12 protein-coding genes are annotated in these 16,970 nt (G+C 76.9%); 5 read left to right on the forward strand and 7 right to left on the reverse strand.

The features are described from left to right. Window positions 1–102 precede the first annotated feature (102 nt). From crtI (J3P29_RS19300) to crtI (J3P29_RS19315), 4 genes are read right to left on the reverse strand one after another with little or no spacing between them, the layout of a single operon-like run. The gene (gene crtI / locus J3P29_RS19300) at window positions 103–1,539 is read right to left on the reverse strand and encodes a phytoene desaturase family protein (RefSeq protein WP_210496020.1); all 1,437 of its coding nucleotides are present in this window, start codon (window positions 1,537–1,539) and stop codon (window positions 103–105) included. Then, window positions 1,536–2,279: a carotenoid biosynthesis protein gene (locus tag J3P29_RS19305; protein ID WP_210496022.1), complete on the reverse strand. Its 744-nt coding sequence runs from the start codon at window positions 2,277–2,279 to the stop codon at window positions 1,536–1,538. Before J3P29_RS19305 ends, crtI (J3P29_RS19300) begins: the two co-directional genes overlap by 4 nt. 56 nt (window positions 2,280–2,335) lie before the next feature. Further along, entirely contained in the window at window positions 2,336–3,172 is an 837-nt protein-coding gene (locus tag J3P29_RS19310; protein WP_210496026.1) for a phytoene/squalene synthase family protein, read from the reverse strand. Further along, window positions 3,165–4,640, reverse strand: coding sequence for a phytoene desaturase family protein (gene crtI, locus J3P29_RS19315; RefSeq protein ID WP_210496027.1), 1,476 nt, complete (start codon window positions 4,638–4,640; stop codon window positions 3,165–3,167). Before crtI (J3P29_RS19315) ends, J3P29_RS19310 begins: the two co-directional genes overlap by 8 nt. A gap of 515 nt (window positions 4,641–5,155) precedes the next feature. Here crtI (J3P29_RS19315) and J3P29_RS19320 point away from each other — a divergent pair. From J3P29_RS19320 to J3P29_RS19340, 5 genes are all read left to right on the forward strand, one after another. Beyond that, entirely contained in the window at window positions 5,156–6,109 is a 954-nt protein-coding gene (locus tag J3P29_RS19320; protein ID WP_210496028.1) for a DUF1028 domain-containing protein, read from the forward strand. Window positions 6,110–6,399: 290 nt separating this feature from the next. Then, window positions 6,400–7,782, forward strand: coding sequence for a PD40 domain-containing protein (locus J3P29_RS19325; RefSeq protein ID WP_210496031.1), 1,383 nt, complete (start codon window positions 6,400–6,402; stop codon window positions 7,780–7,782). 1,129 nt (window positions 7,783–8,911) lie between these two features. Beyond that, on the forward strand, window positions 8,912–10,360 hold the full coding sequence (locus J3P29_RS19330) for an aspartate aminotransferase family protein (RefSeq protein ID WP_210496033.1): 1,449 nt from the start codon (window positions 8,912–8,914) through the stop codon (window positions 10,358–10,360). Window positions 10,361–10,475: 115 nt separating this feature from the next. Continuing rightward, window positions 10,476–11,894, forward strand: a complete 1,419-nt coding sequence (locus J3P29_RS19335) for an FAD-dependent oxidoreductase (protein WP_210496035.1) — start codon at window positions 10,476–10,478, stop codon at window positions 11,892–11,894. A gap of 149 nt (window positions 11,895–12,043) precedes the next feature. Next, complete coding sequence (locus tag J3P29_RS19340) at window positions 12,044–12,715, forward strand: MBL fold metallo-hydrolase (protein ID WP_210496037.1); 672 nt, start codon at window positions 12,044–12,046, stop codon at window positions 12,713–12,715. Window positions 12,716–12,792: 77 nt separating this feature from the next. Here the strand turns inward: J3P29_RS19340 and nucS are convergent, their stop codons facing one another. The 3 genes from nucS to J3P29_RS19355 all read right to left on the reverse strand — a co-directional run bounded on the left by nucS (window position 12,793) and on the right by J3P29_RS19355 (window position 16,576). Then, the gene (gene nucS, locus J3P29_RS19345; RefSeq protein ID WP_210496039.1) at window positions 12,793–13,617 is read right to left on the reverse strand and encodes an endonuclease NucS; all 825 of its coding nucleotides are present in this window, start codon (window positions 13,615–13,617) and stop codon (window positions 12,793–12,795) included. 63 nt (window positions 13,618–13,680) lie between these two features. Further along, entirely contained in the window at window positions 13,681–14,943 is a 1,263-nt protein-coding gene (locus tag J3P29_RS19350; RefSeq protein ID WP_210496040.1) for a tetratricopeptide repeat protein, read from the reverse strand. Between the two features lie 178 nt (window positions 14,944–15,121). Further along, the gene (locus J3P29_RS19355; RefSeq protein WP_210496042.1) at window positions 15,122–16,576 is read right to left on the reverse strand and encodes a hypothetical protein; all 1,455 of its coding nucleotides are present in this window, start codon (window positions 16,574–16,576) and stop codon (window positions 15,122–15,124) included. Window positions 16,577–16,970: the final 394 nt, after the last annotated feature.

The raw sequence follows: 16,970 nt of genomic DNA on the forward strand, positions 1-16,970 counted from the left end.
ACGCGGTGGCCCGGTGCGGGGGATGAATCGAGCGACGCCCCGGGTGATCCACCCGGGGCGTCGCTCGTTCTGCGGCCGGCCACCACGCGCCGGCGCGGCGGCTCAGGCGGCGCGGTCGATCTCGGCCGCGACGGTGCGGCCCGACAGCAGCACGAGCGGGAGCCCGCCGCCGGGGTGCGTCGTGCCGCCCACGCGCCACAGCCCGCGCACGCCCGGCACCGCGTTCGGCGGCCGGCGCAGCGTGCCGAGCCGGCCGTGCGGCGCCAGGCCGTAGATCGCCCCGCCGAGCGCCCCGGTCTGGCGCTCCAGGTCGGCGGGCGTGCGGCGCGCGCGGACGACGATCCGCGCCGGGTCGATCGCCAGGCGTTCCAGGACCGCCGCCTCGTACGCCTCCGCGGCGGCGTCCCAGTCCGGGCCGCCGGCCGTCCGGTGCACCGGGGCGTTGGCCAGCACGAACAGGTTGTCGCCGCCGTCCGGCGCCTCGCCCGGGTCGGTGACGACGGAGGACGCCAGGTACAGCGTCGGGTCGCGCACCGGGCGGCGGGCGACGAAGACGTCGTCGAACTCGGCGTCGTAGTCGGCGGGGAAGCGGATCTCGTGGTGCCGGCGGTCCGGATCGCGGTCGCGCAGGCCGAGCATGAGGGCGAACCCCGACAGCGAGCGCTCGCCGCGCCCGGACGCGTCGCCGTTGTGGACGACGACGTCGGCGGGCAGCTCGCCGGCCGAGGTCCGCACGCCCGTCACGCGCCCCCGGCCGCGGAGCGGGCCGCCGTCGAGGGGCAGCGCCGCGCCGCCCGCGAGCGCGACCGCCTCGGCGCGCACCCCGGTGCGGATCGTGACGCCCTCCTCGCCCAGCGCCTCCGTCAGCGCCTCGACGATCCGGTAGATCCCACCGCGGACGTGCCACGCGCCGAACGCGTGCTCGACGTACCCCGCGACCGCGAGGGCCGCCGGGGCGCGGCGCGGGTCGGCGCCGGCGTAGGTGGCGGCCCGCTCGGCGACCAGCCGCAGCCGCGGGTCGCGGAGCGTCGTGCGGGCCAGGGTGCGCAGCGTGTGCCACGGCCGCACGCGCAGCAGGTCGCGCGGGTCCGGCGCGGGGACGCCGGGCTCGGGCCGGCGCGGCGGCCACGGCGGCGGGCCGTTCAGCACGCCGACCGACCCCCGCCACATCGCGGCGCCGACGCCCAGGAAGCGCAGCCAGTCGTCGCCCGCACCCGGCGACCACGCCTCGAGCGCCGCGTGCGCGACCGGCAGGTCGGCGGACAGCTCGACGCTGCTGCCGTCGGCGAAGCGGTACCGGGTGATGGGCTCCACGCGCAGCAGCTCGACGCGCTCGCCCAGCAGCTCGCGGACCAGCCACGGCATCGTCAGGAGCGACGGGCCGGCGTCGAAGCGGAAGCCGCCGCGTTCGACGCGCGCGCACTTGCCGCCCGGGGCGTCCCCCTGCTCGAGCACCGTGACGTCGTGCCCCGCGCGGGCCAGCCGCAGCGCGCAGGCCAGGCCGCCGACGCCCGCGCCGACGACGACGACCCGGCTCAACGGCCGGCCCGCCGGGCGAGCAGCGCCGGGACCGCGACGGCGCCCATCGCGGCGCCGCCGGCCAGCGCGACGACGGGCCTGCGCCAGATCGCGGCGTGCGCGAACGTCTCGCCGATCCACGTCCACGCGTAGAGCGCCAGCGCGCCGTCGTCCGCCGCGGTCGGCGGCTCGTCGCCCTCGACGAGCGACCAGACCGCGAAGACCCCGGCCGACGTGCCGAGCCAGCCCAAGAAGTTCGTCGCCGGGATGCCCTCGTAGCGGCCGCCGGCCGGCCACGACCAGAAGCCGTCGCGGGCCATCCGCGGGTCGAGGAAGACGTCCCACGCCGTCAGGGCGGCCGCCGCCAGACCGACGCGCCGCAGCCGGCGCAGCCGCCCGCCGCGCCCGGCCACGTGCCCCGCGGCGACCCACGACGGGCGGGCCATCATCGCCCAGGCGGCGGCCGCGGCCACCGGCACGTCGCGCACCTTCGGGCCCAGCTTCTCCGAGTACGAGTAGTGCCCGAACGGCTTGCCGGTCGCGACCCCGACGAGCTCGGCGGCGAAGCCGATCGCCCCCGCCGTCGCGACGAGCGCGGGGCCGCGGCGGGGACCGCGCGCCTCGGCGGCCTCGACGGTCGACGCGGCGAGCATCAGGCCGACGATGCCGCGGGTGGCGGGCACGAGGTGCCGCTCGGGCAGGCGCGAGTAGGCGACCTGCGCGCCGATCAGGGATCCGAGGAGGGCGCGGAACGACGGCACGGCGGCCACGCTACCGGCGGCGCGCGACGCGCCGCGGCGCCACTGCGCGGGGCGCCTCACGCGGCGGCGCGGACGGACGCGGCGCCGGGCCGTCGCGGCCCGGCGAGCGCGCGGGCCGCGACGACGACCTTGCGGCGGGGCGCGACCACGGCGCGGCCGGGACGGCGGCCGTAGCCCTCGCGCTCGATCTGGCGCAGGATCTCCTGGTACATGACCGCCGCCGCGGCGATCGCGCGGCGCCCGCAGCGCAGGTGCGGGATGCCGGCGACGCCCTCGGCGTACAGCGCGTCCGCGCGGGCGATCCCGTCGCGCATCAGCCCCTCGCGGCGCCCCGGCTCGAGCGACCCGTAGCGCTCGATCGTCTCCACGGGCACGTACACGCGGCCCTCGGCGCGGTCCTCGTCGATGTCGCGCAGGATGTTCGTCCGCTGCATCGCCTTGCCCAGCGCCGCAGCGGCGGGCATCGCGCGCGCGTCGTCGTCCGTGCCCAGGACGTGCGCCATCACGACGCCGACGGTGCCGGCCACGCGGTAGCAGTAGCGGTCCAGCTCCTCCTCGGTCCGGATCACGCGGCCCGACAGGTCCTCGCGCATCCCGGCGCAGAAGTCGGCCATCGCCCCGCGGGGGATCGTGCGCCGCGCGGACAGCTCCTCCAGGATCGTGGCCTCGCGCCCCCGCGCCGGCGCGCCCGCGCACCAGTCCTCGACGGCCGCGACGGTCTCGGGGGCGTCGGGCCGGCCCTCGTCGACCGCGTCGTCGAGCGTGCGGAAGACGAGGTACAGCAGGTAGACGTCGTCGCGCAGCTCGCGCGGGAGCAGCCGGCAGGCGAGCGCGAACGTGCGCGCGACCCGGCGGGTGGTGTCCCGCGCCTCGCCGAGCAGCGCCTCAGGCACTGGCGACCGCCGCACGTCGCCCCGACGGCGCCGGGTGGTCGGCGGCGATCAGGTTGGTCGTCACCTCGGCGCCGAGCAGCACGCCCGGGATGCCGGCGCCCGGGTGCGTGCCGCCGCCGACGTAGTACAGGCCCTCGAGCGCGCGGTCGCGGTTGGGCTGGCGGAACCACGCGGACTGCTGCAGCGTCGGCTCGATCGCGAACGCGTTGCCGAACGCGGCGCCCAGGTCGTTCTGGAAGTCGACCGGCGTCATCCGCTTCTCGACGCGCACGCTGGCGTCCAGGCCGCTCAGGCCGAACGTCGTCTCCATGTCGCGGACGAGCGCGTCGCGCAGGCGGTCCTCCTCGCGCTCCCAGTCGATCCCCGAGCGCAGGTTCGGCACGGGCAGCAGCACCGCGATCGAGTCGCCGCCGTCCGGGGCCATCGCGGCCTCGGTGCGCTGCGGCGCGTGCACGTAGGTGGAGTACGTGCTCGGCAGCCGGCCGCCGCGGGTGACGTCGTGGATGAACTGCTTGTAGCCGTCACCGACGAGCAGCGTGTGGTGCTGCAGCTTGTCGAAGACGCGGTCCGTGCCCAGGTACAGCAGGAAGCACGACATCGTCGGCGTCAGGCGGCGCAGCGGCGGCTTGCGGCCGACGAGCTCGTGCGTCGTCAGCACGTCGGCGTTCGAGACGACCAGGTCGGCCGCGATTCGCTCGCCGCCCTCCAGCCGGACGCCGGTGACGCGGTCGCCGCGGTGCTCGATCGCCTGGACCCGCTCGCCGCAGCGCACGTCCAGCGTCCGCGCCATCGCGTCGATCAGGGCGTAGACGCCGCCGTCCGTGTACCAGACGCGATCGAGGAACTGCAGGTAGACGAGGGCGCCGTAGATCGCCGGCACGCGGTACGGGTCGCCGCCGATGAACAGCGAGTGGAAGGAGAACGCCTCGCGGATGCGCGGGTGCTCGAAGTGCTTGGCGACCATCCGCCACAGCGGCATCGCCGCGCCGAGCTGGACCATCTTCGGCGTGAACCGCGCCAGGTCGCCGAAGCGCAGGAACGGCCGGCGGCCCGCCCCCAGGATGCCCTCCTCGTAGATCGGCCGCAGCGCCTCCATGAACGGGTCGAAGGCCGCGGCGTCCTTGCTCGAGAACTTCGCGATCTCGGCCTTCATCGCCTCGCGGTCGGTGACGAAGTCCAGGTGCTGCTCCTCCTGCCCCCAGAAGATCCGGTAGAAGGGATCGAGCTCGCGCATCGTCACCTCGGCGTGCAGGTCGAGCCCGCCGGCGGCGAACGTCTCCTCCAGCACCCACGGCATCGTGATCAGCGACGGCCCGGTGTCCCAGGTGAACCCGTCCTCCTGCAGCTGGTAGGCCCGCCCGCCGGGGCGGTCGCGCCCTTCGACGACGACGACGTCGTGCCCGGCGCCCTGCAGGCGCAGCGCGGCTCCGAGGCCGCCGAGTCCCGCGCCGATGATGACGATCCGCAAGTGGGGTCCCTTCTCGGGCTCCCGTCCGAGGCGCCCCGGGGAGGGAGCGCCGCGGCACCGGCCCGATGTCGTGGTCGGTTGCCACCCTAGACAACGCTCGGCGCGCCCCGGTGGATGCACCCCCACATACCCGCGGGCCGCGCAGGCCACGCGGGCGCGCACGCGCGACGGACGGATGGGCGGGGAACGGTGTGCACCTGGGGGGGGGGTGAGGCCGGACGGGTGGCGCGGGTCGGCGCGGGCGGCGGGCCGCGGGTGGCGGGCCGCGGGCGGCGGGCCGCGGGCGGCGGGCCGCGGGCGGCGGGCGGCGGGCCGCGGGCGGACGCACCCCTCATCGGCGATCGACGTCGCAGTTGACCACCTCTGGGGGGGTCCAGCCGCAACGTCGATCCGTCGCCGCGTCCTTGCGTCCCGCCCCCACGACGCTCAGCGTCCGCACCGCGTGGGGCCGTGCCCGGCCGGCGACGCCCCCGCCCGGGTGCCCTACGGTGTCGCGGACCCCCGAAGGAGCTCCCGTGCACCCCTGCACCGACACGTATCCCCGCACTCGCGGCGCCCGCCGCGGCACCTACTCCATCGTCGCCCGCGACCCGGAGACCGGCGCGATGGCCGTCGGCGTGCAGACGCACTGGTTCAACGTCGGCGGGCTCGTGCCCTGGGGCGAGGCCGGCGTCGGCGTCGTGGCGACGCAGGCGAACGTCGACGTCTCGTACGGGCCCCGGGCGCTCGACCTGCTGCGCGGCGGCGCGTCCGCCGAGGACGCTCTGGCCCGGCTGACGGCGGAGGACGCGCACGCCGGCGTCCGCCAGGTGGCGGTGCTCGACGCCCGCGGCGGTCGGGCCGCGCACACCGGCACGGGCTGCATGGCGCACGCGGGTCACGCGCTCGGCGACGACCACGCGGCCCAGGCGAACATGATGGCGTCGGACGCCGTGTGGGGCGCGATGTCGCGGGGGTTCGCGGCGAGCACCGCCACGCTGCCGCGCCGCATCCTCGACGCCCTCGACGCCGGCGAGGCGGCCGGCGGCGACGTCCGCGGGCGACAGTCCGCGGCGCTCCTCGTCGTTCCCGCCGCCGGCGAGCGCTGGAGCCGGATCGTCGACCTGCGCGTCGAGGACCACCCCGAGCCGCTGGCCGAGCTGCGCCGCCTGGTCGGCCTGCACGACGCCTACGTCTACGCGGGCGAGGGCGACCGGCTCGTCGGCGAGGGCGACCACGCCGCCGCGGCCGCCGAGTACGTGCGCGCGTACGAGCTGGCGCCGGACAGCCTGGAGCTGCGCTTCTGGGCGGGCCTGGCGCTCGTCGGGTCGGGCGACGAGGATCGGGGCCTGGAGCACCTGCGGGCCGTGATCGCGGCGCACGGCGGCTGGGCCGAGCTGCTCTCGCGCCTGACGCCGGGCGACGCCCCCGCCGCGGCGCGGGCCCGCGAGGCGCTCGGCATCGCCGACGCCAGCCCGTCGGCGGGCTGAGGCCCCGACCGGCTCTCCGGACGGCCCGCCACGCGGCCGGCGTCCGGCCGGGCCGGTGAGCGGCCGAGCTGGCGAGCGGCCGGGCCGGCGAGCGGCCAGAGTCCGGCCGGATCCGCGAGCAACCGGGCCGGCGAGCGGCCGGGCCGTTGCCGGGCCCGGCCCGGCGACGGCGCTCCCGGCACCGACGGGGGCGGGAGCCGCCCGGCGCGGTGCGCCACGGGACAGGTCTGGGGCGCCCCCTGGGGTGGCACCCCGTGGTGCGTCCGGGCGGGGCCGCGCAGGATGGCGCCATGTCCGCATCCCCCTCCCGGCTCCGCCGCCTCGGCCGCGCGGCGACCCTCGCCGCCGTCGGCCTGGCGCTCGCCGCCGCGCCGGCCGCCGCCGACTCCATCGCCTACCTGCAGGACGGGAACGTCTGGCTGGCCACGCCCGACGGCGGCACGAGGTACCAGGTGACCTTCGACGGGGGCTACTCCTCGGTCTCGCAGTCCGACGGGGGCGTCCTCGTCACCGTCCGCGGCGACCGCATCCGCGTGCTCGAGCGCGACGGAGCGGTCCGCCACGAGTACCGCACGCCCCACTCGTCCTCGATGCCGGGCACGACGTTCGCCGGGCCGTTCGACGCCGCGGTCTCGCCGAGCGGGACCAAGATCGCCTACACCTGGTACTTCAGCCAGTACGGCCAGGACCGCGAGTGCAACCCCGCGACGGGCTGCCAGACCGTCTACGGCCGCCACGGCACGAACGTGATGTCGCTCGCCGGCGACAGCCCGTACGACCAGCCGGGCTACAAGGAGCAGACGGGCTGGGTCGCCCCGTCGTGGATCGACGACGGCCAGCTGCTGCTGTCCGACCCGATCCAGGCGCTGGCCGGCGACGCCGTGGTCCTCCACCCCGGCGACGCGCCCGACATCGCCGGCGGCGTGTCGGACTACTACACCGAGCAGGGCGCCGGCGGGATGGCCGACGGCGAGATGAGCCGCGACAAGACGAAGGTCGCCTTCGTCGCCGGCGAGGCCCGCGACCGCATCCTGGTCTACCGCGCGAAGGGCGGCTGGCCCACCCGGCCCGAGGGCTGCGGCCAGCTCTCCGGCGACGTCGGCCGGTACCAGTCCCCGAGCTGGTCGCCGGACGGCAGGCGCCTGGCGTTCGCGGACGACACGGGCATCCAGACGATCCCGATCCCCGACTACACGAACGACTGCGGCACGCCGACGGAGTCCTCGCGGCTCGTCCTGCCGGGGGCGCGGAACCCGGACTGGGGGCCCGCGAACGTGCCCGGTCCGCGTCCGGGCGAGCCGGGGCCGGGGCCGGGGCCGGGCGGCGGCGGACCGGGCGGCCGCGCGGGCGACCACGGCGGCGGCGGAACGCGCGGCCGCGGCGGGGCGGGCCCGACGCTGCGGCTCGCCTCGTCGAAGGTCCGCCTGCGCACCGCGCTGAAGTCGGGCCTGACGGTGAAGCTCGTCGGCGCGAAGCCGGGCAAGGTCTCCCTCGTCGGCACGATCGGGAAGAAGCGCGTCGCCTCGGGCCGCGGCACGGTCGCGACGACCGGCATCGCGACGGTCCGCCTGCGCTTCACGAAGGCGGCCCGGTCGTCGCTCAAGCGCAAGACGCAGGTGGCGCTGCGGATCACGGGCGGTGGCGTGTCGCGGACCGTGACGCTCAAGCGGTAGGGCGGGGCGGGCGGGGTCGGCGCGCGCGGGCGGGGCTGGCGGGCCGGCGGCGCGGCGGGGCCGGCGGCGCGGCGGGGCGCGGCCGGGAGGCGGACGTCGTTCCGGCTCAGGTCCGCTCCGCGGCCCTCAAACGGAACGGAGCCCCGGTTCGGTCGCGGCGCCCGGCGTGTTCCGGCTCGGGTCCGCCTACCGGCCCTCAATCGGAACGGGACCAACGTCCCGTCCGGCGCCCGGCGTGTTCCGGCTCGGGTCCGCCCACCGACCCTCAAGCAGAACGGAGCCCGGACTCGGCCCCGTGCCGAGCGTGTTCCGACTCAGGTCCGCCAACCGGCCCTCAACCGGAACAGAACCAACGTCCCGCCCGGCGCCCCGGCGTGTTCCGGCTCAGGTCCGCCCCGCGACCCTCAACCGGAACGCGGCCAGCCGTCCCGTCCCGTCCCCGCCCCCACGTGTTCCGGCTCAGGTCCGCAGACCGGCCCTCAGCAGGAACGGTTCCCCGCCGCGCCCCGCGTCCCGGCTCGGGTCCGCCTGGCGACCCTCAGCCGGAACGGGAGCCCGCCCCGCCCCGCGTTCCGGCTCAGGTCCGTCCACCGGCCCTCAACCAAAACGGAAACCCGCACACGCCCCGGTGCCCAGCGCGTTCCGCCTCAGGTCCGCCCACCGGCCCTCAACCAGAACGGAAACCCGCACACGCCCCGGTGCCCAGCGCGTTCCGCCTCAGGTCCGCCCACCGGCCCCCAGCCAGAACGGCACCCCGCCAGGGCAGGTTCCGGCTCAGGTCCGCCCACCGACCCTCAGCCGGAACGGCGCCCTGCCCCGCCCCGCGTTCCGGCTCAGGTCCGCCCGCCGGCCCTCAACCAGAACGCAACCCCGCACACGCCCCCGGCCCCAACGCGTTCCGGCTCAGGTCCGCCCACCGGCCCCCAGCCGGAACAGCACCCCGCCCCGCCCCGCGTTCCGCCTCAGGTCCGCCCCGCGGCCCTCAGCCGGAACGGCACCCCGCCCCCGCAGGTCCGCCCACCCGCCCTCAGCCGCCCCCCCCACCCCCGACGCCCTGTCGCCCCGCCGCCGGCAGGACTGGACGAACGGCCGATGTCCAGCCGCCGCTATTGATGAGAGCATCAGTTCCATGAGCACGACGCCGATCCCGAATCACGCGGGGGCCGACGCGCTGCGGCAGTCCGCGGCCGACCACCTGTGGCTGCACTTCACGCAGATGGCGGACTTCAAGAAGCGCGATCTGCCGATCATCGTCCGCGGCGAGGGCTGCCACCTGGAGACGGCCGACGGCAAGCGCTACCTCGACGGCCTGGCCGGCCTGTTCGCCGTCCAGATCGGCTACAGCCACGGCGAGGAGATCGGCGAGGCCGCGGCCGCGCAGATGCGCGAGCTGCCGTACTACACGAACTGGAACTACGCCCACCCCCGCGCCATCGAGCTGGCGCAGGAGATCGCGTCGCTGACGCCGGACGGCCTCAACCGCGTCTTCTTCACGTCGGGCGGCGCCGAGTCCGTCGAGTCCGCGTGGAAGATCGCGCGCCAGTACCACGCCGCCCGCGGCGAGAACCGCTGGAAGGCCATCGGCCGCGACATCGCCTACCACGGCACCACGATGGGCGCCCTGTCGATCACCGGCATCCCGGCGATCCGCAGCCAGTTCGAGCCGCTGGTCCCGCAGGTCGCGCACGTCCGCAACACGGACCGCTACCACCGCCCCGAGGGCGAGACGGAGGAGCAGTTCACCGCGATGCTGCTCGACGACCTCGAGCACCGCATCCTCTCCGAGGGCCCCGAGACGGTCGCCATGGTGATCATGGAGCCGGTCCAGAACTCCGGCGGCGCCTTCACGCCCCCGAAGGGCTACTTCCAGGGCGTCCGCGCGCTCTGCGACGAGTACGGCATCCTGCTCTGCGCCGACGAGGTCATCACCGGCTACGGCCGCCTGGGCGCCTGGTTCGGCTCGGAGAAGTACGACATCAAGCCCGACCTGATGACGAACGCGAAGGGCCTGTCCTCCGCGTACGCGTCCATCGGCGCGCTCGTGATCTCCGACAAGGTCGCCGAGCCGTTCCTGAAGGAGGACGCCATGTACGCGCACGGCATCACCTTCGGCGGCCACCCGGTGCAGGCCGCGATCGCGCTGAAGAACCTCGAGATCATGAAGCGCCTCGACATCGTCGGGAACGTCGCCCGCAACCAGGACGCGTTCCGCGACACGCTCGCCACGCTGACCGACCTGCCGATCGTCGGCGACCTGCGCGGCACGGGCTACTTCTACGCGCTCGAGCTCGTGAAGGACAAGGACACGAAGGAGGGCTTCACGTCCGAGGAGGGCAAGGACCTGCTCCAGAACTTCCTGTCCGACCACCTGTTCGAGGCCGGCCTGATCTGCCGCGCCGACGACCGCGGCGAGCCCGTCATCCAGGTCTCCCCGCCGCTCATCGCCGACCAGGGCACGTTCGACGAGATCGTCGGCATCCTGCGTCCGGTGCTCGAGGAGGCCTCCGAGCGCGTCGCGAAGCTGCCGCGCCACGGCGGCCACAAGCTCGTCGCCGGCGAGCAGAGCGCCCTCGGCTAGCCCCTCGGGACGGACGGCGCCCACCCCCTCGGACGCCGTCCGTCCTGCCTGCCGCACCGCCGGGCCCGAGCCGCGCTCGGGCCCGGCCTCGTTCTCCGACCGCCCCGTGGAGCCCATGACCGCCGTCGCCCCCGTCTCGCACTGGTTCGCCCACCTCGACCCCGCCGGGATGCCCGCGCCGCGGCCCCGCCTGGACGGCGACGCGCGCGTCGACGTCTGCATCGTCGGCGGCGGCTACACCGGCCTGTGGACCGCCTACGAGCTGCGCCGCAGCCACCCCGACCTGGACGTGCTCGTCGTCGAGCGCGAGGTCTGCGGGTTCGGCGCGTCCGGCCGCAACGGCGGCTGGGTGCAGGGCGAGCTGGCCGGATCGACCGAGAGCTGGGAGCGCCGCGGCGGCCCCGGCGCCGCCGTCCGCATGCACCACGCGATCCGCGACACGCTCGGCGAGATCGAGGACGCCGTGCAGCGCGAGGGCATCGCGTGCGACTGGCACCGCGGCGGGACGCTGACCGTGGCCCAGACGCCGCTCGAGCTGGGGCGGCTGCGCGCCGCCGCCGACGCCGCGCGGGCCGCCGGCACCTGGGAGGACGGCGAGGACGCCTTTCTGGACGCGGCCGAGCTGCGCGAGCGCGTGGCGATCCGCGGCGGCCAGGGCGCGTGGGCCAACCCGCACTGCGCCCGCGTCCAGCCTGCGGCGCTCGCCCGCGGCCTGGCGGACGCCGTCGCGCGGGCCGGTGCGCGGATCGTCGAGGACACCCCCGTCACCGCGATCGAGCCCGCCCGCGGCACCGTCCCGGCGAAGGCGCACACCCCGCACGGCACCGTCACCGCCCGCTGGGTCGTGCGCGCGACCGAGGGCTACACCGCCGGCCTGCCGGGCGAGCGCCGCACCGTCGCCCCGATCACGAGCTCGATGATCGTGACCGAGCCGCTCTCCGCCGACCGGTGGGCCGCGATCGGCTGGGACGGCGCCGAGACGATCCTGGACGGCGGCCACCAGTACCACTACCTGCAGCGCACCGCCGACGGGCGGATCGCGATCGGCGGCCGCGGCGTGCCGTACGGCTACGGGTCGGACACGCGCCGCGAGGGTCCGCTGCCGGCGTCGACCCAGCGCACCCTGCGCGGCAGCCTCGTGCGGCTGTTCGGCGACGACATGCAGGACGTGCGGATCGACGGCGCCTGGCACGGCGTGCTGGGGGTCCCCCGCGACTGGACGCCGTTCGTCGGCGCGGACGAGGAGACCGGCCTGGCGTTCGCGGGCGGCTACGTCGGCGAGGGCGTCGCCGCGGCCAACCTGGCCGGCCGCACGCTGCGCGACCTGCTCGTCGGCCGCCGCCGGTCGGAGCTGGCGACGCTCCCGTGGGTGCTGCCGGCCGGCACGACGCCGCCGCGCTGGGAGCCCGAGCCCCTGCGCTGGACCGGCATCCGCAGCGTCTACGCGCTGCTGGGGCTGGCCGACGAGATCGAGCACCGGACGGGGAAGCCGTCGCGGGTGGCCGCGGTGGCCAACCGCATCGCGGGACGCTGAGGCGGACGCGCAGCGTCGTCCAGCGCGGGGCCGCGGGCACGCGCTGGCCGGCGGGCCGCCGGGCGTCGGACGGAACGACGACGGCGAGGAGGATCGCGTGGGACGCCGTCGCCGTCGGCATCCCACCGCGGCGGCGCTAGGGTCCGGGCATGCGCGAGGTCGCCGAGGCCGTCTTCCACCTGCCCCTCTCGCCGCGGTCGAGCGTCAACGCCTACCTCGTCGGCGACGTGCTCGTCGACGCCGGCTACGGCTGGCAGGCGCGGCGCGTTCTGCGCGACGTCCGCGGCCGGATCGTCGCCCGCCACGTCCTGACGCACGCCCACGTCGACCACGCGGGCGGCACGCGGAAGGTGCTCGACGCGCTCGGCGTGCCGGTCGCTGCCGGCGAGAAGGACCTTCCCGCCATGCACTCGGGGCGGGTCGAGATGGAGGTGCCCGCCGCACTGCGCAAGGCGGGCGAGCGGTACGCCAGCTTCGAGCCCGTGCCCGAGGCGACCGCCCTGCACGAGGGCGACGAGGTCGGCCCCGGCTTCGTCGTGCTCGACACGCCCGGGCACAGCGCGGGCCACATCAGCCTGTGGCGCGCGTCCGACCGCACCTTGATCTGCGGCGACGTCGTCAACTCGATGAGCCTGGTGACCACGCGGCCGGGGTTGCAGGAGCCGCCGAAGATGTTCACGCCCGACCCGCCGCGCAACCGCGCGTCGATCCGCCGGCTGGCCGCCCTGTCGCCGCGCCTGGTCCTCGTCGGCCACGGCCCGCCGGTGCTGAACGCGGCGGACCCACTGCACGTCTTCGCCGCCGCGCTGCCGGACGACTGAGCCGCGGGTCCGGACCGGCGAAGGACGCGGTCACCGACCGGCCAGCGCGCCGAGGACCCGCGCGACGCCTGCGCCGCCTACAGGTCGAAGAGCTTCAGCGCGGGCTCGCGGTCGCCGCGCAGCACGTCCAGGTCGACCTCGACCCAGCCCAGCCCGCGCGACTCCGCCAGCACGCGCGCCTGCGGCTTGATCGACTGCGCCGCCAGCACGCCGCGGACCTCGGCGAACCCCGGCTCCTCCCGCATCCGCTCCAAGTAGCGCGTCAGCTGCTCGACGGCGTCGATCGTGCCGACGCGCTTGATCTCGACCGCCACCCAGCCGTCGGCGTCGTCGCGGCACATCAGGTCGACGGGGCCGATGTCGGTCGGCCACTCCCGGCGCACCAGGCGGAAGCCCTCGCCGCAGTGGTGCGGCGCGTCGGCCAGCAGCTCCTGCAGCTCGCGCTCGACGCCGGACTTCTCCAGCGCGGCGGCCTCGCCCATGTCGTGGAAGGTGTCGGAGACGACCTCCGAGATCGCGATGTCGAGCCGGTCCTCGGTCGTGCCGGCGCGCTTGCGGACGACGATGTGCGTGAGCGGCTCCAGGCCCGGGTCGGCGCCGTCGGCGGCCGCGGCCGCGCGGTCGGCCGCGGCGGGCGCCGGGATCTCGCCGTCGGCCACCTCGCGGCCGGCCACCGACCCCGAGTAGCCCGTCGGCGACTCCTCGGGCACGGGCACGCCGCCGCGCTGCAGCTCGATGACCGTCGGCGGGGTCATCCAGTTCTGCGGCTTGAAGCCCCCGGTGTCCGCGTGGACCATCACGGATCCGTCGGACTTGATCATCAGCAGGCGCAGGGCCTCGGGGAGCAGGGCCTCGAGGCGTCCGGAGTAGCGGACCTCGCAACGGGCGACGATCAGGCGCATGGACCCGAGCAGGCTACGCCGGGCACCGGACGGTCGCGGCGCCCCGCGGGACGGGACGCCGGCTCAGCTCGCCGCCGTCTGCAGCTCGCGCGGCAGCCGCTCGCGCAGGTGGTCGCGCAGCTCGAGCACCTCGCGGTCCTTCGGCGCCAGGTCGAGCGCCCGGTCGCACGCCTCGAGCGCGTCGGTGGTGCGGTCCGTCCGGGCGAGCGCGTGGGCGTAGCGGGCCCACGCGCGGGCGCGGACGTGGACGCTCTCCCCCTCGTCGGCCAGCTCGGCGGCCCGCTGGGCGGCGTCGACCTGGCGGCCCAGGTCGCCGGCCAGGTGCGCCGCCAGCGCCAGGTCGAGGAGCGTGTCGACGGCGGGGTCGAGCTGCACGGAGCGGTCGAGCGCGTCCAGGGCGCCCTCGCGGTCGTTCACGCGCAGGCGCAGCCGGCCCAGGCGCGCCCACGCCGCTGCGTCGGCCGGGGCCAGCCGCACGACGCGCGCCGCCGACTCCTCGGCCTGCAGCGTCGCGCCCTGCGCCTCGTAGATGCGGGCAGCGAAGCGGTGCGGCGCCGGCCGCTCGCCCTCGGCGCGCAGCCAGTCGCGCACCGCGCGGCCGGCGGCGGGCAGGTCGTCCGCCTGCAGGAACGCCACGGTCAGCAGGCGCAGCACGGTCGTGTTCGCCGGGTCCGCGTCGCGCGCGTAGATCAGGCGCTTGGCGGCGACGGCGAACTCGCCCTCGGCCATCGCGTGCTGCGCGGCGGTGACGAAGCGCTGCACCCGCTCGGCGCCCGGGTCGGGCTTCGAGAAGTCGACGAACTGCAGCGTGCCGGCGGGGACCGTGCGGATGCCCAGGTGGAACTGCACGCGCGCGAACTGCTGGACGTCGTCGCCCTCGCCGGTGAAGTAGACGCCGGTGACGCTGCCGACGCCCCACTCCGGGTACGACACGCAGCGCGCGTAGCGGTGCACGACGGAGTGGTCCGGCATGCGGCTGCCGAACGGGTCGTGCGTGGCCCGGTCGCGCGCCGCCTGCTCCGCCTCGTACGCCCGCCGGCCGGCCTCCTCGCGCGCGGCCCGGGCCGCCGCCGCGTTGACCTTGACGGCGTTGGCCGTGACCTCGCCGCCCCGCGAGTCCTCGGCGAGCTTGCCCAGGCGGTCGGCGGCCTCGTTGATCGCCTTCAGGTGCCGCTCGTGCTCGAACTGCTTGCCGGGGGGCGCCAGGTCCGGGTGCCACCGCTTCGCGAGGGACCGGCGCGCCATCTGCACGTCGCGCTTCCCGAACGGCGGCTGGAGCTCGAGCAGTCCGAGCGCATGCTCGATGTCGAAGACGGAACCGGCCATTCGATCAAGCGTACCGCGCGCCCCCGGGCCCCCTGCCCGGTTCGGGGTCCCCCGTCAGGGTGCCCCTCGTGCTGCTCCCGGCGACCGGGCGGCCGGCGCCGGCGTGCGCACGCCCGTCCCGCGCGCGCCTCCGGGGCCCAGACCGGCGCGGGCCGCGAGGCCGCGCCGCACCCGGGGCTCAGATGCCCGGATCGACGACCGCGACCGGGTGCGTCGTGGGGCCGGAGACGACCGTCCCGGTCCCGAGCTGCCCGGCGTCCCCGGCGCCCCAGCACACGGCCGCACCTGCCGGGCGCAGCGCGCAGCTGAACGCGCTGCCGCCGCCCCCGCCGCCCACGACCTGCAGGGCGTCGCCGATCCCGACCACCGCGACCGGCGACGTCCGCTGCGTCGTCGTGCCGTCGCCCAGGGCGCCGTCGCTGTTGGAGCCCCAGCACGCCACGGCGCCGGTGGCCCGCACCGCGCACGAGTGGTAGGTGCCCACCGCGACCGAGGCCGCGTTCGTCAGGCCGGTGACCGGGACAGGCGTCAGGCGGTCGGCCGTCGTGCCGTCGCCGACCCGCCCCAGCGTCCCGGACCCCCAGCAGACCGCCTGGCCCGAGGCCCGCACGGCGCACGCGTGCGCGTAGTCGGCGGCCACGCCGGTCGCGTCCGTCAGGCCCTGCACCGCCACCGGGGTGGGGCGGTTCGTCGTCGTCCCGTCGCCGAGCGTCCCGGCGTTGCCGCCCCAGCAGACGACCTGGCCGCCGGCGCGCAGCGCGCACGTGTGCACGCCGCCGGCCGAGATCGCCACGGCGTCGGTCAGCCCCTGCACCGCGACGGGCGTCGTCCGGTCCGTCGTCGTCCCGTCGCCGAGCTGCCCGGAGCCGTTGCCGCCCCAGCAGCGCACCTGGCCCGACGCCAGCAGCGCGCAGCTCTGGGTGCCGCCCGCGCTGACGGCGGTCGCCCCGGTCAGGCCCACCACCGGTCGCGGGGTCGAGGCGTTGGCGGTCGTGCCGTCGCCCACCTCGCCCGTCGGGTTGTACCCCCAGCAGAGGACCTGGCTGGTCGCGCGCAGCGCGCACGTGTGCCCCGAGCCGCTGTCGACGGCGACGGCGTCGGTCAGGCCCGCCACCGCCACGGGCGACGCACGGTTGACGTTCCCGCCGTCACCGATCTCGCCCGTGGCCCCGTACCCCCAGCAGGCGACCCGTCGCGACGCCCGCAGGCCGCAGGTCGTGGCGCGCCCGGCGTTCAGGGCGACGAAGTCGACGGGCGCCGGGCCGGACGGCCCCGGAGCGGCGGGCGGGACCGCCGGCGGGGCCGGCGTGCCAGGGGCGGGCGTCGGCGCGCCGGGCCCGGGCGCCGCGGCGGGCACCCGCACCGTCAGGACCTTCGACGTCGCGAGCACGCGGCGCCCGGCCCGCAGCCGCACGCGGAAGCGCGTCGTCGTACCGGGGGCGCCCGCCGCGGTGCGCAGGACGAAGCGGGCGCGCCGGACGCGGGCGGTGGCCGCCGTCCGGGACGCACGCCCCGTGCCGACCTGGAGCGCGGCGCGCCAGCGGGATCGCGGGCCGGCGGTCCGCGGCGCCCGGCCGCGCACGCTCCCGGACACGACCACGCGCCCCGAGCGCAGCATCGCGCTCGCGCGCACGCGCAGCGGCGTCGCCGCCCGCGGCCCGGCGGGCGCGGACGCCGGGGATCCGGCGGGCGCCGGTGCGACCGCCGTCGACCCGGCCGGCGCCGCGAGCGCGAGCGCGGCGCACGCGAGGAGCCCGCCGGCGACCGTGCCGGGTCGCGCGCGGGCCGGTGGGCGCGATGCGACCCGAGCGGCCGGCGCAACGCGGGAACGGTGACGGCTCGACGGGGCGCGCATGCGCGCGAGCGTACAGCGCACTCACCCCTCGCGCACAGGCGATCGCGCACGCCAGATAAACCCGAAAAGCCGATCTGCTTTCATGTGTTCCGGCGCGCTCTCTCCCTGCGCCGGTCCGGCCTTCGGTTGTCCCCCGAGGTCGGCGGGGCCGCACGCCCCGTGATGCACCCCT

The sequence above is a fragment of the Patulibacter sp. SYSU D01012 genome, from assembly GCF_017916475.1.
In the GTDB taxonomy this organism is placed as follows: Bacteria; Actinomycetota; Thermoleophilia; order Solirubrobacterales; family Solirubrobacteraceae; genus Patulibacter.